Here is a 13,328-nt window from a genome sequence, read left to right on the forward strand (position 1 = left end):
GCGCACAGGTCCACACCCCGGTACATGTCCAGTGGTGCCGATCGCCCCTACACTCCACCTTCATGCTGCGCGCCCTCGCCGTCGACGACGAACGCCCCTCGCTGGAAGAGCTGCTCTACCTGCTCACCGCGGATCCGCGGATCGGCAGCGTGGAGGGCGCCGGCGACGCGACCGAGGCGCTGCGCCGCATCAACCGCGCCCTGGAGTCCGGCCCCGCGGGCCCCGAGGCCATCGACGTCGTCTTCCTCGACATCCAGATGCCCGGCCTCGACGGCCTCGACCTGGCCCGGCTCCTCACCGGCTTCGCCAGACCCCCGCTGGTCGTCTTCGTCACCGCCCACGAGGACTTCGCCGTCCAGGCCTTCGACCTGAAGGCCGTCGACTACGTCCTCAAACCCGTCCGCAAGGAACGCCTCGCCGAGGCCGTCCGGCGCGCCGCCGAACTGCGCGGCACCGCCCCGCGCATCCCCGTGCACGAGCCCGACCCGGACCACATACCCGTCGAACTCGGCGGAGTGACCCGCTTCGTCGCCGTCGACGACATCACCCACGTCGAGGCCCGGGGCGACTACGCGCGTCTGCACACCGACCGCGGCAGCCACCTCGTCCGCATCCCCCTGTCCACCCTGGAGGAGCGCTGGCGCGCCCGCGGCTTCGTCCGCATCCACCGCCGCCACCTCGTCGCCCTGCGCCACATAGGCGAACTCCGCCTGGACGCGGGCACGGTGAGCGTCCTGGTCGGCGGCGAGGAGCTCCAGGTCAGCCGCCGCCACGCCCGCGAACTGCGGGACCTGCTGATGAGGAGGACGTAAGCCCGATGCCTCAGGACCCCGTCGAGCGGCGCGTCGTCGTCTCCGGTCCCGCCCGCCGTACCCGCCGCCGCGCCTCCGGCTACTACCGCCCGCGCACCGAGATCGACGAGCAGACCACCCTCGGTCACACCTACGTCCGCTCCCTCATGCGCTCCCAACTGCGCGCCGCCCTCACGGTGTTCGCCGTCCTCGCGCTCCTCGTCGGCCCGCTGCCGCTGCTCTTCGCGGCGATGCCCGACGCCCACCGCCTCGAATGGGCGGTCCTCGGCTTCTGCCTCTACGCCCCGCTCGTCCTGCTCGCCCGCTGGTACGTGCGCCGCGCCGAACGCAACGAGCGGGACTTCGTGCGGCTGGTCGAGGACCGATGAAGGACGCACGATGAACTCGACGTTCGCCGTCCCCGCCGTCGCCCTCGTCGTCGTCGCGACCGTCCTCGTCGGCGCCTTCGGCCTGCGCATCTCCCGCACCACCTCCGACTTCTACGTCGCCTCCCGCACCGTCGGCCCCCGCCTCAACGCGGCCGCCATCAGCGGCGAGTACCTCTCCGCCGCCTCCTTCCTCGGCATCGCGGGGCTGGTCCTGGTCCAGGGCCCGGACATGCTCTGGTACCCGGTCGGCTACACCGCCGGCTATCTGGTCCTGCTGCTCTTCGTCGCCGCGCCGCTGCGCCGCTCCGGCGCCTACACGCTCCCCGACTTCGCCGAGGCCCGGCTGGCCTCCCAGTCGGTCCGGCGGCTCGCGGGCGCGTTCGTCGTCGGCGTGGGCTGGCTCTACCTGCTGCCCCAACTCCAGGGCGCGGGCCTGACGTTGACCGTCCTGACGGGCGCCCCCGACTCGCTCGGCGGGCTGATCGTCGCCGTGGTCGTCACGGCGACCGTCGCCGCGGGCGGCATGCGCAGCATCACCTTCGTACAGGCCTTCCAGTACTGGCTCAAGCTCACCGCGCTCCTCGTCCCCGCCCTCTTCCTGCTCCTCGCCTGGCAGGGCGACGGAGCCCCCCAGAACGCCTTCGACGAACCGGCCTCCTTCCGCGAACAGCGGGTCGTCCGGGTCGAGGACACCCTGGACCTCAGGCTGCGGAGCCCCCTGACCGTGACGGTGGACGGCCGTGTCGACGGGCGTCCGCACAAGGACGCCGTCCTTCGCCTGCCGGCCGGCGCCCACCGCATCGAGCGCGGCACCCGCCTCACCTTCGCCGAGGGCGCCGCCGTACCCGTCGCCGAGCGCGGCAACAACGGCGGGATGTCCACCTCGCTGGCCGTCGGCCGCGAGGAGCGCCCCCTGTACGCCACATACGGACTGATCCTCGCCACGTTCCTCGGCACCATGGGCCTGCCGCACGTCGTCGTGCGCTTCTACACCAGCCCGCACGGAGTGGCCGCCCGCCGCACCACGGTCGCCGTCCTCGCACTCATCGGCGCCTTCTACCTGCTGCCGCCCGTCTACGGCGCGCTGGGCCGCATCTACGCCCCCGAGCTCGCCCTCGGCGGCGACGCCGACGCGGCCGTCCTGCTGCTGCCCGACCGGGTGATCGGCGGCCTCGGCGGCGACCTGCTGGGCGCGCTGGTCGCCGGGGGAGCGTTCGCCGCGTTCCTGTCCACGGCTTCGGGGCTGACGATGGCCGTGGCGGGCGTGCTCACCCAGGACGTCCTGCCGACCCGCGGCGTACGGCACTTCCGGCTCGGCACCGGCCTCGCCATGGCCGTGCCCCTCGCCGCGAGCCTCCTGGTGGGCGGGCTGCCGGTGGCCGACGCCGTCGGACTGGCGTTCGCCGTGTCGGCGTCCTCCTTCTGCCCGCTGCTCGTCCTCGGCATCTGGTGGCGCCGGCTGACCCCGCCCGGCGCGGCCGCCGGGATGCTGGTGGGCGGCGGATCGGCGTTCCTCGCCGTCGCCGCCACCATGGCCGGCTTCCCCGGCACGGGCGGACTGCACGCCCTGCTCGCCTGGCCGGCGCTGTGGTCCGTGCCGCTCGGCTTCCTCACCATGATCCTGGTGTCCCTGGCCACCCCGGGCCGGGTCCCGGCCGGAACGGCGGCGATCCTGGCCCGCTTCCACCTCCCGGAGGAACTGCGCACGGAGGAGCTGCGGGCCGCGGAGGCGAAGGCATGAGCGACTTCCTGGCGGGCGTCTGCATCGCGATCCTCCCCTTCGTCGCCGCGGGCTTCTGGCTGGGCCGCCGCACCGCCCGCCCGGAGAGCCTGGGCGGCCTCGGCACCCCGGTCGAGCACGCCACCTTCCAGACCCTGCACACCGCCTCCCTCGCCGCGCCCCCGCTGCGGGCCGGCCTCACGGAGGAGACGGCCCGCAGATCGGCCCGCAGACTGCGCACCCTGCTCGGCACGGACGCCCTGTGCCTGACCGACGAGAAGGAGGTGCTGGCCTGGGACGGAGTGGGCGGACACCACCGCACGGAGATCATGGAGCGGCTCGCCGGGCCCCTGGAGAGCGGCCGGGGCGAGGCCTTCCCGCTCAGCTGCGAGCACGCCGACTGTCCCGTCCGCTGGGCGGTGCTCGCCCCGCTCACCGTCGACGACCGGGTGCACGGCGCCCTCGTCGCCTGCGCGCCCCGCGAGTCCGCGGTACTGGTCCGGGCGGCCGGCGAGGTGGCCCGCTGGGTGAGCGTCCAGCTGGAGCTGGCGGACCTCGACCAGTCCCGGACGAAGCTGATCGAGGCGGAGATCAAGGCCCTGCGCGCCCAGATCTCCCCGCACTTCATCTTCAACTCGCTCGCGGTGATCGCGTCGTTCGTGCGCACCGACCCCGAGCGGGCCCGCGAACTGCTCCTGGAGTTCGCCGACTTCACCCGCTACTCGTTCCGCCGGCACGGCGACTTCACCACCCTGGCCGACGAACTCCACGCCATCGACCACTACCTGGCCCTGGTCCGGGCCCGCTTCGGCGACCGCCTCGCCGTCACCCTCCAGATAGCCCCCGAGGTCCTCCCGGTGGCCCTGCCCTTCCTCTGTCTGCAGCCCCTCGTGGAGAACGCCGTCAAACACGGACTGGAGGGCAAGGCCGACAAATGCCATATCCAGATCACCGCGCAGGACGCCGGCGCCGAGGCCCTCGTCGTCATCGAGGACGACGGCGCCGGCATGGACCCGGTCGCGCTGCGCCGCATCCTGGCCGGCGAGGTCAGCCCCTCCGGCGGCATAGGGCTGTCCAACGTGGACGACCGGCTGCGCCAGGTCTACGGCGACGACTACGGCCTGGTCATCGAGACCGCCCTCGGAGCGGGCATGAAGATCACCGCCCGGCTGCCGAAGTACCAGCCGGGCGTGCACTCGGCGGCCCGCCTCACCCCCTAGCCCTCAGGCTCTCAGTTGGTCGTCCGCAGCACGATGAGTGCGAGGGTGATCAGCCCCAGCACGACCCAGCCGAACCACAGCCAGCCGTTGCTGCCGAGCGCCACCGTGTAGGCGGTCACCATGACGAGTCCGCCGACGGTGAGCACCCCCATGGTCTTCGTCGAACTGTCCGTGGTACCGGCCATCGCGACACCCTCCTCAGGCCGCCCTCCCACAGGGCGGTCCCCCTCCATGGTGCCCCGGGTTCAGCGCCCGCGTGCGTCGAGCGACGCAAGATAGGCGTTGTACGCCTCCAGCTCCTGGTCCCCGTCCCGGTCGGCGGCCCGGTCCTTGCGCTTGGCCTGCCGCTGCTCGGAGCCGTACCACTGGAACAGCAGGGCGATCAGCACCAGCACGGACGGGACCTCGCTGAACGCCCAGGCGATGCCGCCGGCCGCGTTCTGGTCGGAGAGCGCGTCGATGCCGAGCGAGGCGGGCGGGTTCTTGAACGTCTCGACCATCGGCTGCGAGGCCATCATCAGCGCGATGCCGAAGAACGCGTGGAACGGCATGCCCGCGAACAGCTCCAGCATCCGCATCAGATAGCCCGGCCGGGTCGGCCCCGGATCCACGCCGATGATCGGCCAGAAGAACACCACGCCGACCGCGAGGAAGTGCACCATCATCGCGACGTGCCCCGTCCTGGAGCCCATCAGGAAGTCGAACAGCGGCGTGAAGTACAGCGCGTAGAGACTCGCGATGAACAGCGGAATCGTGAACGCGGGATGGGTGATGATCCGCATGTAACGGCTGTGCAGCAGCATCAGCAGCAGCTCACGCGGCCCCTTGCGGCCCCGGCCGGCGGCCGGCAGCGCGCGCAGCGCGAGCGTCATGGGGGCGCCGAGCAGGATCAGGATCGGCGACAGCATGCTGATCACCATGTGCTGCACCATGTGCACGCTGAACATGACCATCCCGTAGTCGTTCAGCGCGGTGCACATCACGAGCATGATGGTGAGCACCCCGACGACGAACGAGACGGTCCGCGCCACCGGCCACGCGTCCCCGCGCCGCCGCAGCCGCAGCACCCCCCACCCGTACAGCCCGAGCCCCACCAGACAGGCGACGAGAAAGAACGGATCCGCCGACCACTGAAGACCTCGCCCCAGCGTGAACGGCGGCAGATCCATGGTCATGCCGTGCCCGCCGTGATCCATTGTGGGCAGCTCCTGATTCGTGGGGGGTTGTACGTTTCCGACCGCCCACCAGAGTAGAACCGCCCCCGGCCGCACTTGCGACCGGGGGCATGGATACCAACCTGAGGGGCGCGGGGAACTGCGCGACAAGCCACGACGGCGCCGCACCCGCCAAAGCCGGCTAAAGCACGCACTCCGCTTCCGCGTACCGATCCGCCGGCACGGTCTTCAGCGTCTCCACGGCCGCGGCCAACGGCACCATCACGATGTCGGTGCCCCGAAGAGCCGTCATGTTCCCGAACTCCCCGCGATGCACCGCCTCCACCGCATGCCAGCCGAACCGGGTCGCCAGCACCCGGTCGTACGCGGTCGGCGTACCGCCCCGCTGCACATGCCCCAGGATGACCGGCCGGGCTTCCTTCCCGAGCCGGTCCTCCAGCTCGATGGAGAGCTGACGGGCGATCCCGGCGAACCGCTCGTGCCCGTAGATGTCCTTCGCGCCCTCGTCGAAGGCCATCGAGCCGGCCTTCGGCTTGGCCCCCTCCGCGGCGACGACGATCGCGAACCGCTTGCCCGCCTCGAACCGCTCGCCGACCCGACGGGCCAGCTCCTCGATGTCGAAGGGCCGTTCCGGTACGACGATGGCGTGGGCGCCGGCCGCCATGCCGGACTGCAGCGCTATCCAGCCGGTGTGCCGCCCCATGACCTCGACGACGAGCACCCGCTGGTGGGACTCGGCGGTGGTCTTCAGCCGGTCCAGCGCCTCGGTCGCGACACCGACCGCCGTGTCGAAGCCGAAGGTGACGTCCGTGACGGCGATGTCGTTGTCGATGGTCTTCGGCACGCCGACGATGGGCAGCCCCGCGTCGGACATCAGCCGGGCCGCCTTGAGCGTGCCCTCACCGCCGATCGGGATGATCGCGTCGAGGCCGAGCTCCGCGACATGGCCCCGGGCGCGCTCGACGCCGTCCCGCAGATGCGAGGGCTGGACCCGGGAGGAGCCGAGGATCGTGCCGCCGCGGGCGAGGATGCCGCTCACCGCGTCGAGGTCGAGCTTGAGGTAGTCGCACTCCAGGAGGCCCTTCCAGCCGTCCCGGAAGCCGATGACCTCGTCGCCGTGGTCGGCGACGGCACGGTGCACGACGGACCGGATGACGGCGTTCAGGCCGGGGCAGTCGCCGCCGGACGTGAGGACACCAATGCGCATAGCCCGCAACAACCTTCTCCACGTGGGCCGGACCCGGACCACACTGTCCGGCTCGAATCCCCGCCACCCTAACCGCAGGAGGGGGCGGGGCCGAAGCACACGTCCGCCTGCTGGACGTGCCTGCTCACCTGTGCGGATGTACCGTCAGACGGGCTGCTGACGGCACTCTGAAAATCAGGTGAACGACACCCGGTCAGGCAGGCTGCTGCGCCGCCGCGATCCGCTCGCCCCGGAGCGCCTCGTACCAGCGGTCGTCGCTCGGCGGGAGCGCGTTCACATCGAGCGCCAGCTTCAGCAGCAGGTCCGCGATCAGCGGGTTCCTGGCCAGCACCGGCCCGTGCATGTACGTGCCGAACACGGTGTCGTTGTAGGCGCCCTCGGTACCGTCGCCCGTGCCGTTGCCCTTGCCGATCTGGACGCGGGCGAGGGGGCGGGCGGTCGGGCCGAGGTGGGTGATGCCCTGATGGTTCTCGAAGCCGGTCAGCTGCGGCAGACCGAGCCGCGGGTCGATGTCCGCGAGGACGTCGCCGACGCACCGCTCGCCTTCGCCGCGCACCGTGGTGACGTCCAGCAGACCGAGACCGGGCTCGCGCTGGCCCAGGTCGTTGACGAACTCGTGACCCAGGATCTGGTAGCCGGCGCAGACCGCGAACACGATCGCGCCGTTGTTCACCGCCTGGTACAGATGCGCGTCCCGCCGCAGCCGCTCCGCCGCCAGCCGCTGCGGCCGGTCCTCGCCGCCGCCGATGAAGTAGATGTCGCCGGAGGTCGGGATCGGCTGATCGCTGCGCACGTCGAGACGGGCCACGTCGAGGCCGCGCTGCCGCGCCCGGCGCTCCACGACCAGGACGTTGCCCTGGTCGCCGTAGGTGCTGAGCAGGTCCGGGTAGACCCACACGATCCGTAGCTGGTTGTCGCTCATGAAGTGGTCGTCCTTCGGGGTCAGTTGCCGACGCGGCGGCGCAGGTCCTGGAACGCGGTGTAGTTCGCGATGACCTCGATCCGGCCCGGCGGCGCCTGCTGCACGGCCTGGTCGAGGTTGTCGCACACCTGGAAGTGCTGATTGGCGACCTCCAGGCGCACCGCCAGGTCCAGCTTCCGGTCGCCGAGGACGAAGATCGGGTGGCCGGTCAGCCGCGTGTAGTCGACGTCCCACAGCCAGGAGGTGTCGGTGCCGTCGGCGCCGCGCGCGTTCACCGCGAGGATCACCGGAGTGGGCGGCGGATCGATCAGGCTGAACGTCTCGAGCCAGCCCGCCGGGTTCTTCGCCAGCAGCAGCCGCAGGTCACGGCCCTGGAACTGGACGACGTCATAGCGTCCGGCGACGGCCTGCACCTGGTACATCCGCTCCAGCGCCACCTGCGGCGGCACCCCGAAGACGGCGGCGACGGCGGCCGAGGAGGCGGCGTTGGCCTTGTTGGCACGACCGGGCAGCTGCAGATGGATCGGCCAGGCGGAGCCGTGCGGGTCGAGCACGTGGTCCCCGGACAGCGTCCAGCTCGGCCGCGGCCGCCGGAAGCCGCACTCACCGCAGAACCAGTCGTCGCCGGGCCGCTGCATGACGCCGCCGCAGGACGGGCACGACCAGGCGTCGTCCTTCCACATCTGGCCGGCGGCCACCCAGATCACGTTGGGCGAGGAGGAGGCGGCCCACACGATCAGCGGGTCGTCGGCGTTCGCGACGATGACGGCCTTCGAACCGGCGAGCCCCTCACGCCAGTTCTCCGCGAGCATGCGCGTCTCGGCGGCCCGGTCCAGCTGGTCGCGGGAGAGGTTGAGCAGCGCGATGCACTTGGGGGCGGTGTCCCGGGCCACGCCCGCGAGGTACTTCTCGTCGACCTCGATGACGCCGTACTTCGAGTCCGAACCGCCCGCGAGGGCCGAGGTGATGCCGGCCGGCATGTTGGCGCCGAGCGCGTTGGACACGACCGGCCCGGCGGCCCGCAGCGCCTCGGCGATGAGCCTGGTGGTCGTCGTCTTCCCGTTCGTCGCCGAGACGAGGATGACGTCCAGGTTCTGGGCGAGCCGGGCGAGGAGGTCGGGGTCGAGTTTGAGCGCCACCCGGCCGCCGATCACCGAACCGCTGCCGCGCCCCGCGGCGCGAGATGCCGCTGCGACCGCCTTGCCCGCGGTCACGGCGATCTTGGCCCGCGGCGTGAGCGGGTCCGAGTTGCCTGCCATCAGTTCTCGATCCTCCTTGCGTACGCGCCGCGCCTCTGCCGTACGGCAACGTGGTAGGTGGTCAGCCTATCGAGATCCATTCGCACTCCCGAATCCCGGCACCACCACCCGCCCGCGGACGGCATGCGCGTGTCAGAAAGGACCGTACCCTTGCCGCCATGCGACACGGCTCCATCCCGGGCGCCCACGGGCGCGTCCGGCCCCTCACCCTGCTCGGCGATCCCGTCCTGCACGCCCGTTGCGAGGACGTCACCGACTTCGGCCCGGAACTCGCCCGTCTCGTGGAGGACATGTTCGCCACGATGTACGCGGCCCAGGGCGTGGGCCTCGCCGCGAACCAGGTGGGCGAGCGGCTGAAAGTCTTCGTCTACGACTGCCCGGACGACGACGACGTCCGTCACCTGGGCCATGTGGTGAACCCCCGCCTGGTGGAGACGGACGGCATCGTCCTGCGCGGCCCGGAGGGCTGTCTCTCCCTGCCGGGCCTGGAGGCGGGAACGGAGCGCTACGACGAGGCGGTGGTCGAGGGCTTCACGGTGACGGGCGAGCCGATCACGGTACGAGGCACGGGTTTCTTTGCCAGATGCTTGCAACACGAGTGCGACCACCTGGAGGGGCTGGTCTACGCGGACAGGGTGACCGGCTGGCGCCGGAGACGACTGATGCATCAAGTGACCCGAGCTTCTTGGCACAGGGCGGGGTCGCTGACCTAGGGGCGCGGGCTGTATCAACTTGCGGCTCCGCCGCGATGGGGGTCCCCCGCTCGAGCACAGCCGAGAGTGGGGGAGCGACCAGCCACGACGGACCCGCGGCCGAAATCCAACCGTCAGAACCCCGGACCGCCGACCTTGTCCCCCGCCGCCGCCAGGCGACCCCACAACAGGTCGGCAAGGCTCCGCACCAGCTCGGCCCGCGTGCAGGGCCGCTCGCCCAGCCACCAGTCACCGGCCGCGTGCATCATCCCGACGATCCCATGCCCCCACACCCGGGCGAGCTGCTGACTCCCGGGCCCGAGATCCAGCCGCTCCTCGATGACCTGGGCCAACTCCTCGCCCATCCGCCGAAGCAGCGGAGCTGAGTGCTTGCCGACGTCGAACCCCTGCTCCCCGGGCGACCCGTCGGCCGGATGCATCAGGAACCGGTACACCTGGGGCCGGGCCTCGATGGCGGCGAGGTAGGTGTCGAGCGTGGCCTCGACCCGCTCCCGGCGCTCGGCGGGAGCGTCCAGCGCCGCCCGCAGCGAGTCCAGCAGGGCGTCCGTGTGCCGCTTGGCAAGGGCGGCGTAAAGCCCGCCCTTGTCGCCGAAGTGGCGATAGAGGATGGGCTTGGTGATGCCGGCCTCGGCGGCGATGGCGTTCATCGAGGCCTGTGGGCCGTCGCGCAGCACCACCCGGTCGGCGGCCTCCAGCAGTTCGCGCCGTCGGCGGTCGGCGGACCGTTGCTGCTCGGTCCGCTGCGTGGTGTCCATGTGCTCTCCCCACCCGTGCTGATTCGGTGACGCCTGCGCAAACTAACACCTGACAGCAGCCTGACATCGAACGGGCCGGAGGGCTCCGGGCCTGCCATCAGGAGTTGACTTTTCCTACCAGCGGGTAACAGACTCCGGGTTACCGCTAGTAACATGCACGTTCCGCCCTGGAGGGGACATGGCCGAGTTCACCATGGAGCTCAACGACGAACAGAAGGAGGTCCGGGACTGGCTGCACGGCTTCGCGGCCGACGTCATCCGCCCCGCGGCCGCCGAATGGGACGAGCGTGAGGAGACTCCCTGGCCGGTCATCCAGGAGGCCGCGAAGGTCGGCATCTACTCCCTCGACTTCTACGCCCAGCAGTACTTCGACCCCACCGGCCTCGGCATCCCGATGGCCATGGAGGAGCTGTTCTGGGGCGACGCGGGCATCGCCCTCTCCATCGTGGGCACCGGCCTGGCCGCCGTGGGCGTGCTCGCCAACGGGACCGAGGAGCAGATCGGCACCTGGATCCCGCAGATGTACGGCGACGCCAATGACGTCAAGGTGGCCGCGTTCTGCTCCTCCGAGCCCGACGCCGGCTCCGACGTCGCCTCCATGCGCACACGGGCCGTGTACGACGAGGCCAAGGACGAGTGGGTGATCAACGGCACGAAGACCTGGGCGACCAACGGCGGCATCGCCAACGTCCATGTGGTCGTCGCGGTCGTGGACGCCGAGCTCGGCTCCAAGGGGCACGCCTCCTTCATCGTCCCGGCGGGCACCCCGGGGCTCGCCCAGGGCCAGAAGTTCAAGAAGCACGGCATCCGCGCCTCGCACACCGCCGAGGTGGTCCTCGACAACGTGCGCGTCCCGGGCGCCTGCCTCCTCGGCGGCAAGGAGAAGCTGGACGAGCGCCTCGCCCGGGCGCGCGAGCGGGCGAAGTCGGGCGGCGAGCGGGTGAAGAACGCGGCGATGGCGACCTTCGAGGCCTCGCGCCCCGCGGTCGCCGCCATGGCCGTCGGCACGGCCCGCGCCGCCTACGAGGTGGCCCTCGACTACGCGATGACGCGTGAGCAGTTCGGCCGGCCGATCATCGACAACCAGGGCGTCGCCTTCCAGCTCGCGGACATGCGCACCCAGATCGACGCCGCGCGGCTGCTGACCTGGCGGGCCTCCTGGATGGCGATCAGCGGGAAGCCGTTCACCGCGGCCGAGGGCTCGATGTCGAAGCTGTTCGCCAGCGAGACCGCGAAGAAGGTCACCGCGCAGGCGATCCAGATCCTCGGCGGCAACGGCTACACCCGGGAGTACCCGGTGGAGCGGATGCACCGCGACGCCGCGATCTACACCATCTTCGAGGGCACGAGCGAGATCCAGCGGTTGGTGATCGCGAGGACGCTCTCGGGGATGCCCATTCGGTAGTGCGCGGTCTGCGGGTGCGTGGGGGGCTTGTCGCGCAGTTCCCCGCGCCCCCTGGGCGCAGGCACCGGACGTCCCTCAGGGGCGCGGGGCACTGCGCTACGGCGCCCCACCGCTGCTGTGTGCGATACACGCCACGTCAATGCGATCAGCCAGCTTCGCCAGCTCGATCGTCAGCGCGGCGACGGTGTCCTCGTCGAGGCCGTCGGCCCCGGCCTCGACCAGATGCAGCCACCGCCCGCCCAACGTGCGGAGCAGCTTGCTCACGTCGGCCGCGGACACCTGCAAGGTCCCGCGGTCGTCGACGATCAGAGGCAGAGTCACTTCGCGGTTCACACCCGGGATCGTAGCCGCGCGGCGCTCACACACCGTGCCAAACCGTGGTGATGTTGCAGAACTCTCGGATTCCGTGCCCGGACAGCTCACGGCCGTATCCGGACCGCTTCACCCCGCCGAACGGGAACCCCGGATGGGACGCGGTCATCCCGTTGACGAACACCCCGCCGGCCTCCAGATCCCGGACGAACCGGTCCACCTCCGCGTCCTCGCGCGTCCACACGTTGGAGCTCAGGCCGAACGGCGAGTCGTTGGCGATGAGCACCGCCTCGTCCAGGTCGCCCGCCCGGTACAGCGTCGCGACCGGCCCGAACGCCTCCTCCCGGTGGATGCGCATCTCGCGGGTGACGCCGGCGAGGACGGTCGGCGGGTAGTACCAGCCGGGCCCGTCGGGCCGCTCGCCCCCGCACAGCACGTCGGCGCCGGAGCGCCGCGCGTCGTCCACCAGCTCCTCCAGGTCGGCCCGCCCCTGTTCGCTCGCCAGCGGCCCGACCTCCGTCTCCTCCTGCAGCGGGTCGCCGACCTTCAGCGCCGCCATGCCCGCCACGAACCGGGCGGCGAACGCGTCGTACACGTCCGTGTGAACGATGAACCGTTTGGCGGCGATGCACGACTGCCCGTTGTTCTGCACGCGCGCGGTCACCGCGATCTGCGCCGCCCGGTCGACGTCCGCCGACGGCATGACCACGTACGGGTCGCTGCCGCCCAGCTCCAGCACGGTCTTCTTGACCATCTCGCCGGCCGTGGAGGCGACCGCCCGCCCGGCCGGCTCGCTCCCGGTCAGCGTCGCCGCCTTGACGCGCTCGTCGCGCAGGATGTCGTCCACCGCCCCGGAACCGACGAGCAGGGTCTGGAAGCAGCCCTCGGCGAAGCCGGCCCGGTGGAACAGGTCCTCCAGGTACAGGGCGGTCTGCGGAACGTTCGAGGCGTGCTTGAGCAGGCCCACATTGCCCGCCATCAGCGCCGGCGCGGCGAACCGGACCACCTGCCAGAGCGGGAAGTTCCACGGCATCACCGCGAGCACCGGACCGAGCGGCCGGTACCGGACCAGGACGCGGGCGGCGCCGGAGTCCTTCACATCGGCGGCGGCCGGCTCCTCGTCGGCGAGGAGCTCCGCCGCGTGCTCGGCGTACCAGCGCATCGCCCTGGCGCACTTCGCGGCCTCCGCGCGCGCCTGCTTCACCGGCTTGCCCATCTCGGTCGTCATGACCCGGCCGATGTCGGCCTGGTCCTCGTCCAGGAGGTCGGCGGCCCGGTTCAGCAGACGGGCGCGTTCGGCGTACGTCGTCGTCCGGTACGTACGGAACGTGGCCTCGGCGAGCTGGAGCCGGCGCTCCAGCTCCTCCTCGCCCATGGCCTCGTACGTCTGAAGCGTCTCGCCGCTGGCCGGATTCACCGTCGCGATGGGCATGACCGACCTCCTGAAGAGCTGACCGTGC

The 13,328-nt window shown here is 71.4% G+C and carries 14 protein-coding genes; 6 read left to right on the forward strand and 8 right to left on the reverse strand.

Annotation, left to right across the window (positions count from 1 at the left end):
* Positions 1 to 62 precede the first annotated feature (62 nt).
* The 4 genes from ABZ725_RS46120 to ABZ725_RS46135 are packed head-to-tail and all read left to right on the forward strand — an operon-like array spanning position 63 to position 4,120.
* Complete coding sequence (locus ABZ725_RS46120) at positions 63 to 812, forward strand: LytTR family transcriptional regulator DNA-binding domain-containing protein (protein ID WP_351910540.1); 750 nt, start codon at positions 63 to 65, stop codon at positions 810 to 812.
* A gap of 5 nt (positions 813 to 817) precedes the next feature.
* Complete coding sequence (locus ABZ725_RS46125; protein ID WP_351910538.1) at positions 818 to 1,180, forward strand: hypothetical protein; 363 nt, start codon at positions 818 to 820, stop codon at positions 1,178 to 1,180.
* Between the two features lie 10 nt (positions 1,181 to 1,190).
* A complete protein-coding gene (locus ABZ725_RS46130) occupies positions 1,191 to 2,921 on the forward strand; it encodes a cation acetate symporter (protein ID WP_358808360.1) in 1,731 nt (576 codons plus the stop codon).
* Positions 2,918 to 4,120, forward strand: a complete 1,203-nt coding sequence (locus ABZ725_RS46135) for a histidine kinase (RefSeq protein WP_351910534.1) — start codon at positions 2,918 to 2,920, stop codon at positions 4,118 to 4,120. The genes ABZ725_RS46130 and ABZ725_RS46135 overlap by 4 nt, the downstream gene beginning before the upstream one ends.
* A gap of 11 nt (positions 4,121 to 4,131) precedes the next feature.
* Here ABZ725_RS46135 and ABZ725_RS46140 read toward each other — a convergent pair whose 3' ends face one another.
* The 5 genes from ABZ725_RS46140 to ABZ725_RS46160 form a co-directional block, all read right to left on the reverse strand.
* Positions 4,132 to 4,305 (reverse strand): hypothetical protein, encoded by a 174-nt coding sequence (locus tag ABZ725_RS46140; RefSeq protein WP_351910532.1) that lies wholly within the window; start codon positions 4,303 to 4,305, stop codon positions 4,132 to 4,134.
* 60 nt (positions 4,306 to 4,365) lie between these two features.
* Positions 4,366 to 5,316 (reverse strand): cytochrome c oxidase assembly protein, encoded by a 951-nt coding sequence (locus ABZ725_RS46145; RefSeq protein WP_358808361.1) that lies wholly within the window; start codon positions 5,314 to 5,316, stop codon positions 4,366 to 4,368.
* A 160-nt stretch (positions 5,317 to 5,476) separates the two neighbouring features.
* On the reverse strand, positions 5,477 to 6,502 hold the full coding sequence (locus ABZ725_RS46150) for a 6-phosphofructokinase (protein WP_358808362.1): 1,026 nt from the start codon (positions 6,500 to 6,502) through the stop codon (positions 5,477 to 5,479).
* A gap of 193 nt (positions 6,503 to 6,695) precedes the next feature.
* Complete coding sequence (locus tag ABZ725_RS46155) at positions 6,696 to 7,424, reverse strand: glutamine amidotransferase (RefSeq protein WP_358808363.1); 729 nt, start codon at positions 7,422 to 7,424, stop codon at positions 6,696 to 6,698.
* A gap of 20 nt (positions 7,425 to 7,444) precedes the next feature.
* On the reverse strand, positions 7,445 to 8,683 hold the full coding sequence (locus ABZ725_RS46160; protein ID WP_351910524.1) for a MurT ligase domain-containing protein: 1,239 nt from the start codon (positions 8,681 to 8,683) through the stop codon (positions 7,445 to 7,447).
* A gap of 158 nt (positions 8,684 to 8,841) precedes the next feature.
* Here ABZ725_RS46160 and def point away from each other — a divergent pair, with 158 nt between their 5' ends.
* A complete protein-coding gene (def, locus tag ABZ725_RS46165) occupies positions 8,842 to 9,396 on the forward strand; it encodes a peptide deformylase (RefSeq protein WP_358808364.1) in 555 nt (184 codons plus the stop codon).
* A 113-nt stretch (positions 9,397 to 9,509) separates the two neighbouring features.
* Here def and ABZ725_RS46170 read toward each other — a convergent pair whose 3' ends face one another.
* On the reverse strand, positions 9,510 to 10,151 hold the full coding sequence (locus tag ABZ725_RS46170; RefSeq protein ID WP_351910520.1) for a TetR family transcriptional regulator: 642 nt from the start codon (positions 10,149 to 10,151) through the stop codon (positions 9,510 to 9,512).
* A gap of 178 nt (positions 10,152 to 10,329) precedes the next feature.
* Here ABZ725_RS46170 and ABZ725_RS46175 point away from each other — a divergent pair, with 178 nt between their 5' ends.
* The gene (locus tag ABZ725_RS46175; RefSeq protein WP_358808365.1) at positions 10,330 to 11,556 is read left to right on the forward strand and encodes an acyl-CoA dehydrogenase family protein; all 1,227 of its coding nucleotides are present in this window, start codon (positions 10,330 to 10,332) and stop codon (positions 11,554 to 11,556) included.
* 96 nt (positions 11,557 to 11,652) lie between these two features.
* Here ABZ725_RS46175 and ABZ725_RS46180 read toward each other — a convergent pair whose 3' ends face one another.
* Positions 11,653 to 11,889: a DUF6213 family protein gene (locus tag ABZ725_RS46180; protein WP_054240463.1), complete on the reverse strand. Its 237-nt coding sequence runs from the start codon at positions 11,887 to 11,889 to the stop codon at positions 11,653 to 11,655.
* A gap of 25 nt (positions 11,890 to 11,914) precedes the next feature.
* A complete protein-coding gene (locus tag ABZ725_RS46185; RefSeq protein WP_358808366.1) occupies positions 11,915 to 13,300 on the reverse strand; it encodes an NADP-dependent succinic semialdehyde dehydrogenase in 1,386 nt (461 codons plus the stop codon).
* Positions 13,301 to 13,328: the final 28 nt, after the last annotated feature.

This window comes from Streptomyces sp. NPDC006872 (assembly GCF_040635845.1).
Lineage (GTDB): Bacteria > Actinomycetota > Actinomycetes > Streptomycetales > Streptomycetaceae > Streptomyces.

What these genes read in the sequence shown, in the direction of transcription:
- ABZ725_RS46120 (WP_351910540.1), top strand. Translation starts at nt 63, where the DNA reads ATGCTGCGCGCCCTCGCCGTCGACGACGAACGCCCCTCGCTGGAAGAG.
- ABZ725_RS46125 (WP_351910538.1), top strand. Translation starts at nt 818, where the DNA reads ATGCCTCAGGACCCCGTCGAGCGGCGCGTCGTCGTCTCCGGTCCCGCC.
- ABZ725_RS46130 (WP_358808360.1), top strand. Translation starts at nt 1,191, where the DNA reads ATGAACTCGACGTTCGCCGTCCCCGCCGTCGCCCTCGTCGTCGTCGCG.
- ABZ725_RS46135 (WP_351910534.1), top strand. Translation starts at nt 2,918, where the DNA reads ATGAGCGACTTCCTGGCGGGCGTCTGCATCGCGATCCTCCCCTTCGTC.
- ABZ725_RS46140 (WP_351910532.1), bottom strand. Translation starts at nt 4,305, where the DNA reads ATGGCCGGTACCACGGACAGTTCGACGAAGACCATGGGGGTGCTCACC.
- ABZ725_RS46145 (WP_358808361.1), bottom strand. Translation starts at nt 5,316, where the DNA reads ATGGATCACGGCGGGCACGGCATGACCATGGATCTGCCGCCGTTCACG.
- ABZ725_RS46150 (WP_358808362.1), bottom strand. Translation starts at nt 6,502, where the DNA reads ATGCGCATTGGTGTCCTCACGTCCGGCGGCGACTGCCCCGGCCTGAAC.
- ABZ725_RS46155 (WP_358808363.1), bottom strand. Translation starts at nt 7,424, where the DNA reads ATGAGCGACAACCAGCTACGGATCGTGTGGGTCTACCCGGACCTGCTC.
- ABZ725_RS46160 (WP_351910524.1), bottom strand. Translation starts at nt 8,683, where the DNA reads ATGGCAGGCAACTCGGACCCGCTCACGCCGCGGGCCAAGATCGCCGTG.
- def (WP_358808364.1), top strand. Translation starts at nt 8,842, where the DNA reads ATGCGACACGGCTCCATCCCGGGCGCCCACGGGCGCGTCCGGCCCCTC.
- ABZ725_RS46170 (WP_351910520.1), bottom strand. Translation starts at nt 10,151, where the DNA reads ATGGACACCACGCAGCGGACCGAGCAGCAACGGTCCGCCGACCGCCGA.
- ABZ725_RS46175 (WP_358808365.1), top strand. Translation starts at nt 10,330, where the DNA reads ATGGCCGAGTTCACCATGGAGCTCAACGACGAACAGAAGGAGGTCCGG.
- ABZ725_RS46185 (WP_358808366.1), bottom strand. Translation starts at nt 13,300, where the DNA reads ATGCCCATCGCGACGGTGAATCCGGCCAGCGGCGAGACGCTTCAGACG.